The 17,474-nt window shown below is 71.7% G+C and carries 10 protein-coding genes and 1 pseudogene; 4 read left to right on the plus strand and 7 right to left on the minus strand.

The window, feature by feature from the left end:
- Positions 1–9: 9 nt before the first annotated feature.
- From WME82_RS11530 to WME82_RS11560, 7 genes and pseudogenes are all read right to left on the minus strand, one after another.
- Positions 10–2,277, minus strand: a complete 2,268-nt coding sequence (locus WME82_RS11530; RefSeq protein WP_438042869.1) for an iron-containing redox enzyme family protein — start codon at positions 2,275–2,277, stop codon at positions 10–12.
- An 89-nt stretch (positions 2,278–2,366) separates the two neighbouring features.
- Complete coding sequence (locus WME82_RS11535) at positions 2,367–2,987, minus strand: LysE family transporter (RefSeq protein WP_438042870.1); 621 nt, start codon at positions 2,985–2,987, stop codon at positions 2,367–2,369.
- 118 nt (positions 2,988–3,105) lie between these two features.
- Entirely contained in the window at positions 3,106–4,134 is a 1,029-nt protein-coding gene (locus tag WME82_RS11540) for a hypothetical protein (protein ID WP_438042871.1), read from the minus strand.
- Positions 4,131–5,342: a hypothetical protein gene (locus WME82_RS11545; protein ID WP_438042872.1), complete on the minus strand. Its 1,212-nt coding sequence runs from the start codon at positions 5,340–5,342 to the stop codon at positions 4,131–4,133. Before WME82_RS11545 ends, WME82_RS11540 begins: the two co-directional genes overlap by 4 nt.
- A 379-nt stretch (positions 5,343–5,721) precedes the next feature.
- On the minus strand, positions 5,722–8,169 hold the full coding sequence (locus WME82_RS11550) for a hypothetical protein (RefSeq protein ID WP_438042873.1): 2,448 nt from the start codon (positions 8,167–8,169) through the stop codon (positions 5,722–5,724).
- A 297-nt stretch (positions 8,170–8,466) separates the two neighbouring features.
- Positions 8,467–11,454 (minus strand): RHS repeat-associated core domain-containing protein, encoded by a 2,988-nt coding sequence (locus WME82_RS11555; protein WP_438042874.1) that lies wholly within the window; start codon positions 11,452–11,454, stop codon positions 8,467–8,469.
- Positions 11,455–11,734: 280 nt separating this feature from the next.
- Positions 11,735–12,166: pseudogene (locus WME82_RS11560) on the minus strand (DUF6531 domain-containing protein); the annotation flags it as partial.
- A 267-nt stretch (positions 12,167–12,433) separates the two neighbouring features.
- On the opposite strand from WME82_RS11560, the gene WME82_RS11565 reads away from it, so the two are divergent.
- The 4 genes from WME82_RS11565 (at position 12,434) to WME82_RS11580 (ending at position 17,447) form a co-directional block, all read left to right on the plus strand.
- Positions 12,434–13,009: a hypothetical protein gene (locus WME82_RS11565; protein WP_438042875.1), complete on the plus strand. Its 576-nt coding sequence runs from the start codon at positions 12,434–12,436 to the stop codon at positions 13,007–13,009.
- A gap of 319 nt (positions 13,010–13,328) precedes the next feature.
- A complete protein-coding gene (locus WME82_RS11570) occupies positions 13,329–14,192 on the plus strand; it encodes a hypothetical protein (protein ID WP_438042876.1) in 864 nt (287 codons plus the stop codon).
- 160 nt (positions 14,193–14,352) lie between these two features.
- The gene (locus WME82_RS11575; protein WP_438042877.1) at positions 14,353–15,894 is read left to right on the plus strand and encodes a M16 family metallopeptidase; all 1,542 of its coding nucleotides are present in this window, start codon (positions 14,353–14,355) and stop codon (positions 15,892–15,894) included.
- On the plus strand, positions 15,891–17,447 hold the full coding sequence (locus WME82_RS11580; RefSeq protein WP_438042878.1) for a M16 family metallopeptidase: 1,557 nt from the start codon (positions 15,891–15,893) through the stop codon (positions 17,445–17,447). Before WME82_RS11575 ends, WME82_RS11580 begins: the two co-directional genes overlap by 4 nt.
- Positions 17,448–17,474 lie beyond the last annotated feature (27 nt).

The raw sequence follows: 17,474 nt of genomic DNA on the forward strand, positions 1-17,474 counted from the left end.
GATCGAGCGCTACCTCCCCGTGTCCCCGAGCAGATGCCGCCGGAGCCAGCGCCAGCCGAGGCGGGGGCCGAGGCGCACCGCGATGGCGTAGACCAGCGGCCGGCTCGCGCGCGCGTACGCCGCGTACCCGCGCCAGATCCGCAGCGTTGCGCGCTCGATCGCGAGCGCGTCGCCGGGCGCCGCGCAGGCGTCCATGAACCGGGTGATGGCCTCGATCGACCAGGCGGTGTGGCCCGACGCGGCGTTGTCGATCGTGTTGTGCAGGTCGAAGAAGTACGGGTCGATCCGGTGGCGCCGCAGGAGCGCGGCGGCCATCGCGTACCCGCGGCCGATGCCGGCCATCTCGATCGCCAGGTTGAGGCCGAGCAGCTCGGGCAAGAGCTCCGTGGACCCTTGCGCGAACGCGAGCCAGAGCACGGGCATCGAGAACGCCTGCGGGAGGAGATCGCGCCGCTCCACGAACGCGCGCGCGTCGCACGGCGGCAGCGTCACGCCCTGCTCCGCGAGCGCCCTGCGCAGCACGTTGCCGTGGTGCTGGGCGGGCACGCCCGCGCCGAGCTCGTCGCGGTAGATCCGGAGCAGGAGCGACGCGACCGGCGTGTGGAACGCGCCGGGGGCCGTCATGCCCTGGAGCCAGGCGCCGTCGATCACGGCCGCCGGCGCGAGCTGGGTGAGCAGCCAGACGGCCTCGTCGCGTGTGATCTCGTGCGCGACGTCCGTGGGCTGCGTGCGGTCGCGCGCGGGGTGTGCGGCCGCGTGCGGTCCCACCGTGGACCGCGCGTGGGCGTGGCCTTCCTCGAAGATCTGCTCGCGCAGCCGCGCGTCGACCCAGCGCGAGAGCCCGGCGGCGGACCAGGGCCAGCGCCCATCCGCGGCGAGCCGGGCGGGGGACACCTCGCTGTGCACCTCTCGGAGCATCGCTTCGACGTGTGCCCGCGCGAGCGCGCCCGCCTCGCGGTCCACGTCCCCGGGCCCGCGGGCGCAGAGCAGCCGGTGGTACAGATCCGGCAGGGGAAGCCCTGCGCGCACCTGCGCGTGAGGGGCGGATCTTCGACGATTCCCGTCGATCGAGGCCCCGTCGTGATCGACGCGCGGCGAGCCCTCACGCTCCTCCGCGCCGCGCGTCGCGCGGAGGGCAGCCGGAGGCTCCGGCGTCTCGGTCAGCGCGCGGATCCAGGCGCGCATCACGTCGACCTCGGCGTCGGTGAACACGCCGAACATCGGCCCGCCGAACTGCACGGAGCGCGTGACGAGCGGGCTCTCGTCGGGCCTCCCCGGAACGATCCACGGCGAACGCGCGAGGCGCAGGAGGATGCGGCGGGCGTCGAGCCGCGCCGGATCGAGCGCGTCATCCAGCGCCTGTCCGTCGATCCGGACGCGGCCGTGAAATCCGAACGCGTGGCGCGCCTTCGCTTCGACGAGCGTCAGCATCGCCTCCCATGCGGACGGCGCGGCGGCGGGCCGGAGCGACGCGAGCCACGCGCGCCGCGCGGCCCAGAGCGACCACGCGCCGCGCCACACGCGCGACCAGTCCGGCGCCCCGCCCGCGGCGTGCGCCTCGAGGCACCGCCGCGCGAGATCGCGGGCCCGGCGGGCCGTCTCCGCGCCCTCCGCGTGCTCGGCGAAGTACAGGCCGTCGCAGCGCGCGCGCGACGCGGCCCAGCGCACCGCGGCGGGCGGGCCCAGCACCGTGGCCGCCGCGTGGTGGCCCAGCGCCTCGGGCAGCCTCGCGTCCCCGCGCTGCGCGGCGCGGAGGCCCGGGATCGCGAGCGCGAAGTCCGCGTCGGCGAGGCAGACGGAGCGCTCGAATGCGGGGCTCCCGAGATCGGGCAACGCGAGCCCCGCGGCGGCCAGCGCGGCGCCGTACAGGGCGCCGTGGTGCCGCGCGGGGTCGCCCTCGCCGCACTCGAGATAGAACGCGTCGAGGCAGGCCGCGCCGAGCGCTCCGTCCGCGTGGCGCACGCGCACGGCCGCGGCGAGCCAGCACCCGTCGAGCAGCGCGGTCGGCGCGTAGCCGAGCAGGACCCGCGTGGGGTCGACGCCTTCGGAGCTGGGCGCGCCGCCTCGCTCCTCCTCGTCGCGGAGCGCGGTCAGGGCCGCAAAGAACGCGTCGAGGCTGCCGGGGGCCGCGGCTTCCGGCGCGGGCTCATCCGCGAGATCCCCCGGGGCCGGCTCGCCGGCCCGCAGCCTGCGGTAGATCGCGCGCGGCGACGCGTCCGAGGCGCGCGACCGAGGGCTCGCCGCGCGGTCCGAGGCCGGGGTATGAAGGGCGTTCATACGACCGGACGACGCAGGCTGCCGGCGCCTACCCGCATCCGAACGACGTTATGCGGGCGCGCGACCGGCGTCCATACAGGGCACGGATCTCACGCGAGCCGCTGCAGGAGCCCCGCGAGCCCCAGCGCCACCAGCGCCCAGCCGAGGCCGCGCACCAGATGCCCGTGCCATGCGCCGAGCCGCTCGCGGTAGCGCGCCAGCAGGCGCCCGAGCGTCGCGAACCAGCTCACCACACCCACGGAGGCGCCCACCGCGAGCGCGGCCGCGTGGGCCGGCGCGACGGCGGGCGCGAGCGCAGGGTACGCGCGGAGCACGGCGCACGACGCGATCCACGACGCCAGAAACGACGGGTTGAGCGCGACGAGGACGAACCCGGTCAGGAGCGCCGAGGTCGCGCGCCCGGAGGAGGGAGCCTCCGAGGCGCGCCGCGGCGCGAGCGCCAGGGCGAGGCCCATCGCCACGACGAGCGCGGCGCCGCCCGTCCGCAGCGCGTGATCGAGCGCGGGGTGCGCCTCGAGGACCCACCCGAGCCCGCGCGCCGCGGCGAGCGCCCAGAGCCCCTCCGCGAGGGCTCCTCCGAGGGCGAGCATCAAGACGCGCCGGGGCTGCCCCGCGAGCGCGGCGGCCACCAGCAGCACGGCCAGCGGCCCCGCCGCCGGGATCGAGCCGAGATAACCGAGCAGGAACCCCACGACGAGCGCGAGCGCCATGGTTCATCCGACGCGAGGTGTGCGGCGGTGAGCTGCAAAGGATCGCCCGCTGCGCGCCGCGGGGGACGGGCGCGGGGGCGAGACGCGGTCGTCAGGCGGTTTCAACCCGGTCGTCGCCTTAGCGTAGCGCCAGCGTGAACGCGAGCCCGAGGCTCACGCGCAGATCATGGACCGCCTGCACATCCAGGGCGGGCGGCAGCAGCCGGTACTCGCCCTCGATCACCGCGGCGATGGGTTGATCGTCGATCGCGGCCAGGATCCTCTCGACGTGCGCGGCCGAGCGCACGAGGACTCGCCAGCGCTCTTCGCTCGTCCAGTGCGGGACGACGTCGCCTCGACCATCGAAGACCGTCAGCCCGTCGCCGCTCTGGAGCCGCAGCCGCAGCGAGCCCGCGGTCATGGGCGCGATCCGGTGGACGACCCTGGGCTCACCGAGCGTGCGGCGCGCGGGCGCGGCCTGGGGAGAGGGGGACTCGGGGTAAGCGTCGATGTCGTAACGGACCCCGAGCCCGATCTCGAAGCTGCGGCCCGCCTCGCCCGTGCGCCACGGATCGAGCATCGCCGTGGCGCGCGCCACGCCGAGCCGGACCAGCGGCGCCGGCGATCCGTCGCCCTGGCGCCGCGGGATCGAGGGGATGCTCACCCGGCCCACCTCGGCTTCCACGCCGATGTCGAAGGGGAAGGGGACCGCGATCGGCGGCGACATCGGCAAGACCACCCGCGGCGATTCGTCGTGCCGCAAGAACGACGCGCCGTACAGCGCCGCGTCGAGCGCGGGCACGCCGTCGAGCGCCTGCCCCGCCGGAGACACCCGGCCGGCGAGGACGCGGTGATCCGCCTGCCAGACCACGCGGCCAGGCCCGGAGCCCGTCACGCTGCGCGCGCGGTAGGACAGGCCCGCGTCGATCTCGGGCTCGATCTCGATCGTCCCGCCGGCGCCCCGGTGCAGCGCGGACGCGACACCGAGCCACACCCGGCTCGCCGGGTCGAAGCGCACGCGGAAGCGCCGGCCCTCCTCGGAAACAGCGGTATCGCCGCCGCCCGCGCGCTCGCTCTCCTCGCGCGCCGGCTCGGCGCGGCCGGTGCGCGGCGAGAGCGCCGCGGCCGCCGCCATGACGAGCAGCGCGGCGAGGCGCCGAGCCGTCACGGGTCCTCGAAGACGGGCATCGGCTCGAACACCCGCGGGGGAGCCCAGAACGACACGCGCAGGCCCGCGGCGGCCTTGATCTCCACGTCGCGAACATCGCTGTCGAGGTCGTTGCGGCTCACCCCCATCGCGGCGAGCCGCAGCGAGATGGGCTGATCGTTGATCGCGAGGAGGATCCCCTCGTAGGCGATGGTGGCCTCGAGTCGGTTCATCACCTCTCCCCTCCCGCTCCCGGCCGCGATGCTCGGGCGCCGGTAGGTGAACGCGGTCGAGAGCGCGTGGAGGCCGCCCTCGCCGAGGCTGAAGCGCGATTTGATGGCGCTCGTCGGGCCGATGTACAGAGCGCCGGTGTCCAGGCCGTCGTCGATATCCGATCGGCGCTCCCAGTACTCCCCGAGATCGGCGCCCGCCTCGAGCCGGATGTGGCTGTACATGTCGCTCGACTGCCACGGATTCCACGCGAGGTGGACCTCGCCGAACTCCACGTCGAGCGTGTCGCGGCGCGCGGGAGGGCGATCGTTCACCGACACCACCCGGAAGCCCCAGCCCATCCGCGGCGAGATCGCGTGAAGCCGCGGCTTGCCAACGAAGGTGCTGAGCCAGTGGGCCGGCCGCCGGTGCAGGTGCTGGTAATCGTAGCTGAGGAGCACCCCGGAGAGCTCGAGATCGTCGAACGTGGCTGTCCCCTCGAGGATGCGCAGGTCATGGCGGGCGCGGGAGCGCGTCGAGAGAACGCTGAGATGGATACCGGCCTCGGCCCTCCCGCGGCCCAGGGGGAAGCTCGCGGGCACGGGGAGCCCGTTCTCGCCATGGAACGTGGGCAGCCAGGACGCGCCCAGGTAAAGCCGGTTCAGGAGATCGAACTTGACCTGAAATGCCTTGCCTTCGGCCGAGCGCGCGTAGCCCGGCGGCGCCTCGGGGATCGCGGCGACGAGGCGGGCGCCGCGCGCGGTCAGGGCCCGGTAAGCCTCGGTGTCTTCAACCACGTTGCACGGCTGCACCTTGTCGAGCGCGCCGCCGTCGTGGGCCAGGTGATCGGGCGCGACGAGGCAGCGCTCGCCGTCCGGGCCTGGCTCGCATTGAACGCGCACCGCGCCGCCGTTCGGCGACCGGATGCAGCGAACCGGCTTGTCCCAGGAGAGCTGCGGCGGCTCAGCGGGGCGAGCAGGCGCCGACCAGAGCATCGCCGCCGACAGGGGGGCGAGCAACGCGTGAATCCGAGGCGGACGTCGTCTCAAAGCACCCTCACGAGGCAAAGGAGCTCCACGGCGGCAAAGCCGCCCGCGCTGTACGCGAGCGATTCAACAGGCGCTTCGCGGGCGCTCGAGGCGATAAAGCACGCGTCGTGCCCTGCGACACGCTGTCGGAGCGCGCGCCGCGCTTCCAAAAATTCCGAGAATTCCGAACGTACCGACTTCTTCGAGGGGGCGAGGTGCGAAGCGGTCAGCGCGGCGACCCCTGCTTGGGGGGCAATGCATTACCCAGGCGCGCAGGGTTCTTCACAGCAGGCTACGGGCGCTTCGCCATCGGCGGTCGCGTCTCGCGTCGTTGGACCCGAAGCGAGGGGTGCGGGTCCGAGTCGACGTGCTAGCCGGCCGCCGCCCGTGAGATCCACCGGAGCGCCTCGGGCAGGACGTCGGCGACGGCGGCGAGCGCGTCGTCCCCGCCGATGCGCGCGATGAGGGGCGCGAGCTGTTCCACGCCGCCCCAGCGGCTCAGGGTCGCGACGAGCGTGACCTGCTCGGCTGCGTCCCCGAGGCTCACGGAGAACAGCTTCGCTGCGTCCGCCAGTGACATCCAGGGCGCGCAGCGCACCACGCTCTCCAGCCCCTCGGTGCCCGAGTCGTCGTGGTAGGCAGCGACGGCGCGCGCGGCGAGCGCGGGGCGCGACGGCTCGGGACCAGCGCGGCAGAGCGCCGCGAGGGCCATGATGCGCGCGGCTTCGGAGCCATCTCCGCCTGCCCGTTCGGCGATTTCGACCGCGGCATCGAGGCCGAGCACCTGGATGGCTTCGGCTGGGTGTTCGCGGACGAGCTTCGCGGCGACCCATGCGGGATCGAGCTCAGCCACCGCCTTGCGCGCGGCTTGCACGAGGGAGCGGCCGCCCTCGGTTGCCGCCGCGCAGAGCAGCGGGCGAGCGCCGTGGATGCCGCCGCCACAGAGCTGTCGGATGACGTCGAGCGCGCGTCCCGGTGCACCGAGCTCGGCGAACCGCACGGCCAGGACGCCAGGCGGCGGGAGAGCCTCGTCTAGCAGCCTCGAGAGCTCGGCTGGGCCGAGGAGGGGAACAACGGCCGCGGTGCAGGTCTCGTTCTCAATCCGCTCTGCGTCTGCGTTATAGTCGACGAAGAACGCATCGAGCACCACCGAGGCGGCTCTGGCCCGCTCCTCATCGGGCAGCTTCGACAAGAGCGGTGCCAGGGCGTTTGCGCGCGACCTCGGTGCAAGGGGCATTGCCGCGCGAAAGAGGGCGAGCGCCTGGTTCTGGCCGAGCCCCTCCGCAGTGGCTAGCCGCCCGAGCGCGTATCCGGGCTTCGCGCTCGACAGCGCGCGCTCGATGGCCTGTTGAACGAGCGCCTCCGTTTCAGACGGAGGCAGGAAGCTGGCTGCGGTGAGCCACGCGTGCAAGTAGATGCCGGGCCCTTTCTCCGCACGCCATGTGGCGGAGACCGCCCAGCGCGCGCACATCGCCGCCTCGCCCCCGGATGCAGCACGCGCCGCGGTGAGCAATGCGAGCGCATCTTCCCACCCATCGCCGCGCCACGCGGAGCCGGTCCGACGTACAACGTCGAGCGCGCGCGCCTCGATGTGTGCGCGCAGCGATGGTGAGGCGTGTGCCGCGAGCGCGAAGAGCGCCACGGCGAGCGCTCGCTCCGTGTCGTTCCACGCCTCCTTGCCGGGCTCGTCCGCTTCAGGGGGCCACGCGTGGTGCAGCGTTGCGAGCGCGCCCTGCGCTAACGCGAGCCTCACAAAGCTCGATTGCGCTTCGGACGGGATTCCCATGGCGTCCGCGACGTCAAGCGGCGCCGTCAGCGTGCGTCGCACGCGCCCCAGCTCCATCCGGCGCGCGGCGACATCCTCGCGGGAGCGCGGCCAGGCCCACCGCGGGTCGCATAGCCGGAGGAGATCGGCGTGCGGCGCTCCCGACGCGACGAGGTGATCGCCGGCATAGCGGCGGAGGTAGAGCAGCGCGCGAGATCGGACGTTGTCGACGCCCTCCCAGGTGCGAACGAGAGCTCGGGCAGCCTCAGCGAACCGTCGCTCGGCGAGCGCCACGTGCTCCTGGTTCGCGGCTGCCCAGGCGGCGCGCAAAGCTTCGTGACGATAGCGAATCCGGTGACCCTCTTCATGCCATTCGATCACCGAATCCAGGGCGTTGCGGTGCGCATCGAGCCACCCGGTCACCTCAGGCACCTGCGCATCGAGGAGCAGAGCCAGCGCAGAGATGTCGAGCGGCGCGAACGCGCACGCGAGGATCGCCATGAGCGTCTCCAACCCCACCGCACCACGGTCGCGAAGCGAGGTCGCGATCGCTTCTACATGGGCGCGTGGACCTGGACCGTCGACCGCCGCCCAGGCGAGCTTGTCGCGGAGAGCTGGATCGATCTCATCGATGCGGAACCCGTCGACCGGAATATACGTCACGCGCTCGGTGCGGAAATTGAGGCGCTCTGCCCACCGCTCGGCGACATCGCGCGTGCCGGATACCGCCACCAGCACGCGCGCGGCGGGCCCTGGCTCGTCCAGCACCGAAAGGCGCGGGTTCTCCGGCCAGTCCACGCACGCGTCAGGCGCGATGAGACCGAGCAGGAGCTGCGGCTGCCCGTCGTCGCCGTCCCAGTTCATGATCCGGTTCACGAGGCTCGTGCGGACGCCGAAGGCATGTTCGCTGAACCCTGTGCCTTCGGGCCACGGACCTGCTGAAAGCCTCGCGAGCGCTTCTTCCTCGAAGGCAGCGCCGAACACGCGTCCAGCGTGGACGACGAGCTTCAGCATTCCAGGGCCGGTGATCGAGCCGAAGAATTGCTCAACCACTGTGCTCTTCCCCGCGCCGGGCAAACCATGGACAATGCATGCCGCCGGATGGCCCGCCTCGCGCCAGGATTGCAGGGCTTCGAACGCTCTGGACTGACCTTTGCCAAAGAACCGTCGCTTCATCGGGTTCTCCTGAGAACGAATTACCATCTCGGCTTGTACGGGCCGAATTTGCCACGCTTTCCGCCCTCGCCGACGACCGCGTGGCTGATCCCGAGATCCGCGAACATTTGTTGGCACAGGTCGCAAGGGTTGACGGGCTTGCCTCCTCTGCGCTGAAATGTCTCGATTGAGAGGTTAGGGTTGTCGAACCTGGCTTCTAGCCTGCGGGTTGCCTCTGCGTCGATTTCCGAGTCCGACATTCTCCGAAACGGCTGTCGCCTCGTCCCCTTCTTTTTTTGCGGTGTCCTGCTCCTCCGTGATATCGCGGATGATATCGTTCTTCATGCGCTGTATCGCTTGGGTTTCAGCGCACGAGTTCTTGTGGTAGTCATGGGGGATGTGCCCCCCTTCGTCTGGGGTCCTATTCCCACCCTCCCCGATGTTGTATCCCTCGTACAGCACGGTCGCCGGCCGCGTGCTGTTGTCGACGATGCGCGTATAGACGAGCCCCCACGGGTCCCCGTAATCGAACGGGTTGTTCCTGGCGTACGCGAACGCGTTGAGTCCGCCGAGCGGTCCCGCCGGATCCGGCGAGATGTACCGGCCGAGCGCGGGGTCGTAGTACCTGTAGCGGTTGTAGTGGAGCCCCGTCTCCGCGTCGGCGTACTGCCCCAGGAACCTGAGCGGCGTCGCCGCCTGCGCCCCCTCCCGCATCGCGGCTGCTCCCCACGCCGTCCTTGCGATTTCGGCCAGTATCTGGCCGTCTCCGTCGACGAGCCGCTCCGGGAAACCCGCCAGATCGTTCACGTAGTAGACCCACGCCCCCTCGTGGACCTCGCCGCCGCGCCGCACGATCTCCCGGTGCGCCCACGGCTCGCCGTCCGGACCGAAGTTGTAGCGCCGCTCGAAGCTCACCGTGTCGGTCTTGACGGTCTCGTGCAGCAGCGTGTTTCCGTGCCAGTAGAAGCGTGTGCGTCGGAGCAGCGCCCAGCGACCGTCGACCGCTCTCCGGTACACCTCCTTCTTGAGCCGCCGCGCGAACGCGTCGTAGGTCGACTTGACCACGCTCCCGTCGGGCAGGGTCACCTCGGACAGCGTGCCCGCCGCCGCCCACCTGTAGGATGTGACGCGCTCGCCCGCGCTGGTCTGGGTGCGCCGTTCGACGAGCCTTCCGAACTCATCCCAAAGAAGCGCCGTCGCGTCCGCGCGTAGGAGCACGTCTCCGCCGTGGTATTCCCGTCCCGCGCCAGTCCTGCTCGCGTCGTGCAGGTTGCCCGCTGGGTCGTATGCGAAGAGCTCGCCGCGCGCGCCGTCGGGGACCGCGGCGAGGAGCTGTCCGAGCGCGTCGTGCTGGTAGCGGGTCAATCCGAAGCGCGCGTCCCACAGGGCTGTGAGCTCGGACGACCCGTTGTACTCCATGCGCTGATGGATGGTCGCCCCGGCCTCGGGCGCGCCCATCCATGCGGGCTCCCCTGGGCGCGTGCGCTGCTCCAGCGCCGGCGACGTCACGCACCGCTCGGCGAGCCTGCCCGCGAGATCGTAGCGAAGCAGCACACGCCCGCCGCGCGAGAGCGCGCGCTCGATCTCGCGCCCTGCGAGGTCGAGCCGCACCGCCATCTCTTCGGTCCCGTCGAGCCGCACCGTGAAGCGACGCCCTGCGTAGTCCCGCCGCCATTCCGCGCTGTGGCCGAGCGACGTCCGTAGGCGCACCGGGAGGCCGATGGCGTCGTTCTCGACGTGGACCTCGAACCCCTCGCCGTCGACGATCTGCCGCTCCTTGATGATCGCGCCCCCGGCGTCGCGCACGAACTCCACCCTACCGGACGCATTCTCGGCGGCCAGCACGTCATCACGGAAGTCGTACTCGAACGTCTCCTCGCTGCCGTCGGCTCGCGTCCGCTTCACGATCCGCCCGAGGAGATCGCGCTCGAGGAACACCTCGTGACCGTTCGCGAACGACACGCGCACCACGCGGCCCGCCAGGTCGTGATCGTAGCGGATCTCGCGCCCGTCGAACGTGCGCTCGCCCAGCTTCAGGCCGGTCGGCCCCAGCTCGAACGCATACGTTTCTCCGTGCGCGTTGACGATGCGGACGAGCCGCTCCTTGCGGTCGTAGCGCAGCCGGACGGTGCTCCCGTCGGGGAGCCGCGTCTCGGCGAGCGAGCCGGTACCTCCCCGCACGAGGACCGTCTGTCGCCCGCTGGGATCGACCTCCTCGATCATGTTGCCCAGACCGTCGTGCTTGAACCGCCACATGAGGCCCCCAGGCTCTTCCACCGAGAGGAGCAGCCCCTTCTCGCTGTACCGGTAGCGGGTGACCGCGCCGGCCTCATCGCGCACCGACGTGCATCGGCTGAGCTCGTCGTATGTCGCCTGCCAGAGCACCACGCCGCGCTCGTCCGAGGCCTCAACGGCGTTGCCGTGGTCGTCGTACCGATAGCGCCGCCCTCGCCCGTTTGGCGCGAACGTTTCGATGGGCAACCCGCGCTTGTCGTAGCGCACCTCGAACAGCGCGCCCGTCGGTTCCTTGATGAGCAGCGCGTCTTTCAGGTACTCGACGACCGTCTCGCCGCCGTCCAGATCGAGGATCCGGGTGATGTCGCCGTTCGGCAAGCGCTCGATGCACGTCACCTGCCCGAGCGCGTCGACGACACGCGTCTCGTTGCCGAACAGATCGCGTTCCCAGCGCGTGGTCGCGCCCATCGCGTCCGTGTACGAGGTCAGGTGGCCGCGCGCATCGTAGGTCCGGGCGAAGACGCGCCCGTTCGCTACCGCCTTGTCGGCCTTGCCGTGCTCGTTGCCGACGTACCGGAATGTGCACGCCGCATCGGCGACCTCGCTGTAGCCGTGAGGGCCATACTCGACCTTGACGTGGTGGATGCCCTTGGCCCTGGTGCGCCGGTCGGCGAGGAGCTCGGGCAGGTCGTCCGCGAGGCAGGGGTCGATGCCGCTCTCATGCTCGCCCCACGACTCGACGCCGCGGCCCTCGTCGTCGTAGCGGAAGAAGAAGACCTGGCCAGTCGGCAAGCGATAGGAGACGAGGCGATGGTCGCCATCGTACATGTATGCCGTCGCGTGCCCGTCCGCGTCGGTCACCTTGGCGAGGTTTCCTGCTGGATCGTGTTCGTACGTCGCGAAGCGAACGACGCGCCCGGAGGCGCACACGACCTCGAGCGCCGCCATCCGCCCCTCGCGGGTCGTCAGGATGGATCGTCCGGCCTACGCAGTCCACGATGCGCGACAGCGATGCCCCGCTGTAGTGGAGCTGGATCCGGTTCCGGGCGCGGTCCTCGACCGCCGTGAGGCGGAGGCGCCGGCGCGCCGGCTCGCCCAGGTCCGGCTCGAAGATCCGCCGCGTGCCGTCGGGCATGTCGAGCGCGAACCCCTCCTCGTGCCGGTGGAGCACCCATCCGTGCGGCCCCATCACGCCCGTATCCCGCTCGACGACGCCGAAGGGCACGTCGAGTCCGTCCTCCGTCCAGACTTTGGCGCTCCCTCCGCGGCTCAGCTCCACCTCCCATGCGAACGTGTGCGTCCAGCCGTGCCCTAGGCCGATGTCCCGTTCGCGGCTCGTCGTGGAGTAGGAGCGCGCGATCTCGAGCGGCAGCGGCCCGCGCAGGTCGAGGTCCACGACGGGCGCGGTGAACACGCGACCGGTGATCACGTCGATGGGGTCGCCGTGCGACGCCGCGCCGCTGTTCTTGCCGCCGTGGTGCTGCGGGCATCCGCCGCCATCCTTCCCTGGCGAGCCGCAGGCGCTCTTGCCGCCACCGCCAGCGTCGCTGCCTCCGCCGCTGCCGTCGGAGCCTTGGCCGTTCTTCGACCCCTTGCCGCCCCCCGACCCGCTCCCGCCTCCGTTGCCCCCTCCGCCCATCACGAAGATGCCGGGGTTCATGCCGGGAATCGCGGGGATGTTGGGTACGGGAGCGGTTCTCGCCAAGGGAGCACCTCTGGTAAGGAGCTCGGAGCAGGCCCGAGCTCCTCCGAGCTGTCAAGCACACCGGTGGCACGGCGACCCAAACGGCTGGACAACGGTAGAGGCTGTGGTTCGATGCGGCAGGAGCGAGCCGGTCGTGGCCGGCAGCGGTACGGCCCTGTACGCTGGCGCAGGCGTCGCCGCGTCGAAACTGGAGCTTCTGATGCGTGCCTTCAAGGTAGGGGAATGAGCACCTGGAACATTCGCTCCGAGACGGAGCTGGTCTCGCCGGGCGCTGCGGAGACCGAGGGCAAGGCGGAAGCGGCCGGAGAGCTCGCGACAACGAGCGTGACGCTGGACGAGATCGTCGAGACGACGGCGGCGGTGCTCCCGGAACGACAGGCGCCGGCGATCGCCGCCGTCGCAACGTGCACGGCGCGTGTCGTATCGGTGGAGGGCAAGACGCGGAGAGCGTCGATCCTCTCCCGGGGCGCCAATGTGCCCGTGCCTGCCGAGATCGCGCCCGATGTCGATCTCGAGGTGATCGAGGACGCGCGCGCGCACGGCGACGCCGTCCTCGTCGAGATCTGCGAGGGTGAGCCGCCGCTGATCATCGCCGCGCTCAGGACGCGGAGGCCGCGCGAGCTCCGCCTCCGCGGGGAGAAGATCTCGATCGAGGGCAGCAAGGAAGTGTTGCTTCGCTCGGGTTTCGGTGCGCTCCGAATCCACGAGAGCGGCGATATCGAGCTGGTCGGCGGCACCATCAACGCGGTGTCACGGGGGCTCTTCCGCCTCGTGGGGCGGCTCGTGCGGTTGAACTAGCCCATCACTTTTCTGAGCTGCGCCCGGCTCGGTCATCAGGACATGCCACCCGGCCATCAGGACGCGCCACCCGGTCATCAGGACATGCCACCCGGCCATCAGGACATGCTGGCCGGCCATCAGGACACGCTGGCCGGCCATCAGGACACGCTGGCCGGCCATCAGGACATCCCACATTCACTCTCTCGCTCCGGCGCTTGCCGCTCGCGTCCGGATCGTGCGTCCGCTCTGGACAGTGCTTCGAGCGGACTCATCTTCGCGTCTCCGCGCCGCGCCCGGAGGGGGCGAGGGACGCAGGAGGAGGGGTCAAGCAATCATCATGGCAAAGCAGGGGAAGGACTACGATCGCTGGGTCAAGGCCGCCGCCGAGCAGGGGCGGACCGATAACCCGCTGAGCCTGCCGTACGACGTCGCCGTGCGCGAGGCGGTCGCCGCCGCGGCGTTCGTGAAGAAGTACTGGGAGCCCGACGGCGCTCGCCCGGGCCTCAAGCGCGTCAAGAGCCGCCTGCCCGCCTCGAGCAGCGACGATCTGCTCTCCATCGTGCACGCCGTGCAGGAGGCGCAGACTCGGCTGCTCCTCATCGTCGACCCCGCCGTGGCCGACCTCGGAGAGCGCGCCAGGTTCGTGGTCGATGAGCTCGAGTCGGCGCTCGAGTTCCTGCTCGACGATGACGTCGACGAGCCCGCCGACGCGCAGCTCGCGCGCATCAAAGAGTTTCACGCGCAGGACGGCCAACGCTCCAGCGCCCTCTCCCAGGCGCTCCGCGACTACGCGGGGCTTGCGGCGTCGCTCGAGGAACGCCTGGTCGAGGCAGACGAGGAGTTCGATGTCCGCCTCATCGTCGAGGCCAGGAAGCTCGCGGAAGACCTGCAACGGCGAGCGCTGGAGACGATCCCCGACGGCGACACCTCGGCCGCCGCGACCGCGATTCGCAATCAGCTCCTTCATCTCATGCTCGAACGCGTCGGTGCTATCCGGAAGACGGCGGCGCACGTCTTCCGCCGCCATCCGGAGATCGTCCGCGAGGTCACGAGCGCCTACGAGCGGCGCCGCCGCGCTGCAGCGCGGCGGGAAAAGGCCCGCAAGACCGCAGAGGGCAAGGTGGCCGGCAACCGCCCGGGGGCAGCGCCTCCGCCTCCGCCCGCGGCGTCCGCGGCACCGGCCGGCGCTCAGCCCTCGTAAACCCCACCCTATCCCGTCCGCGTCGCACGCTCCTTCCGCATCTGTGGTGCGTTCGTCCTTCGTGACAAACTGACAACCACACCCGTTGGCCGGGCGCGTCTCCGTGCCCATGCTCCCGCCCGCTTGCGCCCCGCCCGCGACCGGCGCAACCCTCGGGCTCATGCAGACCCGCGCGCGTCACCCGCCGCTCCCGCGCTCCACCGGGCCGATCCTGGTCGCCGTGGCCGCGGCCCTCTCTCTGTCCGGGCCGAAGCCCGCTCCGGCAGCGCCGCCCGAGGCCACGTCCTCGCCGCCGAAGTCCGCGCCGGCTGCGGCCCCGGCGCCTGCGCCGCCCGCGGCCCCGGCGCCCGCGCTGGCCGCGGCCCCGGCGTCCGCGCCCACCGCGCCTCAGTCCGCGGCCTCCCAGCCGCCGAAGCTCGACATCCCGTTCACCAAGTACTCCCTCAAGAACGGCCTCACCGTGATCCTCCACGAGGACCGCGCGCTGCCGATGGTCGCCCTGAACCTCATGGTCAAGGTCGGCTCGCGGTTCGAGGAGCCGGGGCGCACCGGCTTCGCGCACCTGTTCGAGCACCTCATGTTCATGGGCACGCGCCGCGTCCCCACGAAGCAGTTCGACGCCTGGATGGAGGCCGAGGGCGGCTGGAACAACGCGTGGACCAGCGAGGACCGCACCGCCTACCACGAGGTGGCGCCGGCCCACGCGCTGCCGCTCCTGCTCTGGCTCGAGGCCGATCGGTTCTCGTCGCTCGCGGACAGCATGGACCTCCCGAAGCTCAACGCGCAGCGCGACGTCGTGCGGAACGAGCGGCGTCAGACGAGCGAGAACGAGCCCTACGGCAAGGTCGACCTCCTCATGCCCTCGCTGATGTACCCGGAGGGGCACCCCTACCACCACCCCGTGATCGGCTCGCACGAGGACCTCCAGGCCGCGACCGTCGACGACGTCACGACGTTCTTCCGGCGGTGGTACGTGCCGAACAACGTCTCCCTCGTCGTGGCCGGCGACTTCGATCCGCAGAAGACGCGCGATCTCATCGAGCGGCTCTTCGGCGGCATCCCGGAGCGGCCCGTCCCCGCGGCGACCACGCCCTCGCCCGTGAAGCTGAGCGGCGTCGTGCGCAAGACGATCGAGGACAACGTGAACCTCCCCAAGGTGATCATGGCCTGGCACAGCCCCGCGCACTTCGCGCCGGGCGACGCCGAGCTCGACCTCCTCGCCACGGCGCTCGAGCAGGGGAAGGCGAGCCGCCTCTACAAGGCCCTCGTCTACGACAAGCAGCTCGTCCAGGAGGTGAGCGCCGTGCAGCGCTCCGGCGATCTCGGCTCGACGTTCACCGTCGAGGCGATCGCGCGGCCAGGCGTGCCGCTCGAGAAGGTCGAGGCCGCCATCGACGCCGAGCTCGCCAAGGTGCGGGACGCGAAGCTGACCCGCGAGGAGCTCGATCGGGCCAAGAACCAGTACGAGACCGCCTTCGTGATGGCGCTCGAGTCGGTCGCCGGCCGGGCCTCGATGCTCAACCGGTACGAGACGTCGAAGGGCCAGCCCGGGTTCGTGGAGCAGGATCTGAAGCGCTACCGCGACGCGACCGCGGAGTCGCTGCAGGCGTACGCGAAGAGCACCCTGGATCCCAACGCCCGGGTGATCCTGCGGGTCGTGCCGAAGGGCAGCGAAGAGGCGAAGAAGGCGGTGACGAAATGAGAGCGAGACACGCAGGCGCGATGATCGCGCTGGTCGCCGCGGCCCTCGGCTGCGAGCCGAGGACGCCGGCGCAGTCCGCTGCCCGGGCGGAGGCGCCGCGTCCGAGCGCCCCGCCGGCGGCCGCGAAGCCCGCGGACCCGCTCGGGCCCAAGCCGGAGCTGCCGAAGCCGCAGCCGTTCACGCCGCCGGCGCCGGTGGTGCTCGACGGGCCGAACGGCGCGAAGGTGTGGCTGCTCGAGCGCCACACGCTGCCGATCGTGTCCGTGTCCATCGGCGTCGCGTCGGGATCGGCGGACGATCCGAAGGGCGCGGCGGGGCTCGCGCACATCACCGCGGACATGCTCGACGAGGGCGCGGGGACGCGGAGCGCGGTGGAGCTGTCCAGCGCGATCAACGACCTCGGCGCGACGCTCTCGGTCGGGGCGCGCGCCGACGGCAGCGTCGCGACGCTCTCCGTGCTGAAGAAGAACTTCGACAAGGCGTTCTCGCTGCTCGCGGACGTGGTCGCGCGCCCGCGGTTCGAGGCGAAGGAGTGGAAGCGCGTCAGCGAGCTCTGGCAGAACGACCTCAGGAAGCGCGGTGACGACGCGACGCGGGTCTCGGGGCTGGTCTCGATGGCCGCGCTCCACGGGCCGGGCACGCCGTACGGGCACCCCGTCGACGGCCTGGTCGCGGACGCCAAGTCGATCGGGCTCCCGGCCGTGAAGGCGTTCTACAAGGCGGCGTGGCGCCCGGACCGCGCGGTGATCACCGTGGTCGGCGACATCACCCGGGACGAGCTGCAGCAGGCGCTCTCGCGCGATCTCGGGACGTGGTCGGCGAAGGGCGCCACGGCGAGCGCCGCGCCGGCCACGAAGGGCGCGCCCGCAGCGCAGGGCGCGGCGGCCGCCGCGCCGGCGTGGAAGCCGCCGCGGCTGGTGCTCGTCGACCGCCCGGGGGCGCCGCAGTCGGTGATCGCGGCCGTGCGGGAGGGGGTTGCGGCGAGCGATCCTCGGCGGCCGCTGCTCCAGCTGATCAACTCCGCGCTCGGCGGCTCGTTCACGTCGCGCCTGAACCAGAACCTGCGCGAGGATCACGGCTGGTCCTACGGCGCCGGCTCGGCGTTCACCGAGACGAGGCTGCCGGGCGCGTTCGTGGCGCGGGCCTCCGTCGTCACCGAGGCGACCGGACCCGCCCTGAAGGAGATGCTCGCCGAGCTCGCCAAGATGGCCGACTCCGGGCTGACCCGGGACGAACTGGCGAAGGTGCAGGCGCAGGACCGCGCGGATCTCGTCTCCGCCTACGAGACCGTGAACCGCACCGCCCAGCGCCTCGGGACGCTGGCGCGGCTGAAGCTGCCGGAGACGTTCGACGGCGACGCGAGCAAGGCGCGGCAGAGCGCGACGCTGGCGAGCCTCGCGGAGCTCGCGAGGGCCGTGGATCCGAAGACGGCGACCGTCGTGGTCGTGGGACCGCGGCAGGAGATCCTGCCGCAGCTCCAGGGGATCGGCCTCGGCGAGCCGGAGGCGTGGGACGTCGAGGGGCAGCCGATCCAGCCGAAGAAAGAGCCCTGAGCGGCGCGCGCCCTGGCCGGGCGCTCC

It is taken from the genome of Sorangium sp. So ce128 (assembly GCF_051525245.1).
GTDB lineage: Bacteria > Myxococcota_A > Polyangia > Polyangiales > Polyangiaceae > Sorangium > Sorangium cellulosum_B.

Excerpts from the sequence above, each read along its gene's own strand:
- WME82_RS11530 (WP_438042869.1), bottom strand. The coding sequence starts at position 2,277 with ATGAACGCCCTTCATACCCCGGCCTCGGACCGCGCGGCGAGCCCTCGG.
- WME82_RS11535 (WP_438042870.1), bottom strand. The coding sequence starts at position 2,987 with ATGGCGCTCGCGCTCGTCGTGGGGTTCCTGCTCGGTTATCTCGGCTCG.
- WME82_RS11555 (WP_438042874.1), bottom strand. The coding sequence starts at position 11,454 with ATGGCGGCGCTCGAGGTCGTGTGCGCCTCCGGGCGCGTCGTTCGCTTC.
- WME82_RS11565 (WP_438042875.1), top strand. The coding sequence starts at position 12,434 with ATGAGCACCTGGAACATTCGCTCCGAGACGGAGCTGGTCTCGCCGGGC.
- WME82_RS11570 (WP_438042876.1), top strand. The coding sequence starts at position 13,329 with ATGGCAAAGCAGGGGAAGGACTACGATCGCTGGGTCAAGGCCGCCGCC.
- WME82_RS11575 (WP_438042877.1), top strand. The coding sequence starts at position 14,353 with ATGCAGACCCGCGCGCGTCACCCGCCGCTCCCGCGCTCCACCGGGCCG.
- WME82_RS11580 (WP_438042878.1), top strand. The coding sequence starts at position 15,891 with ATGAGAGCGAGACACGCAGGCGCGATGATCGCGCTGGTCGCCGCGGCC.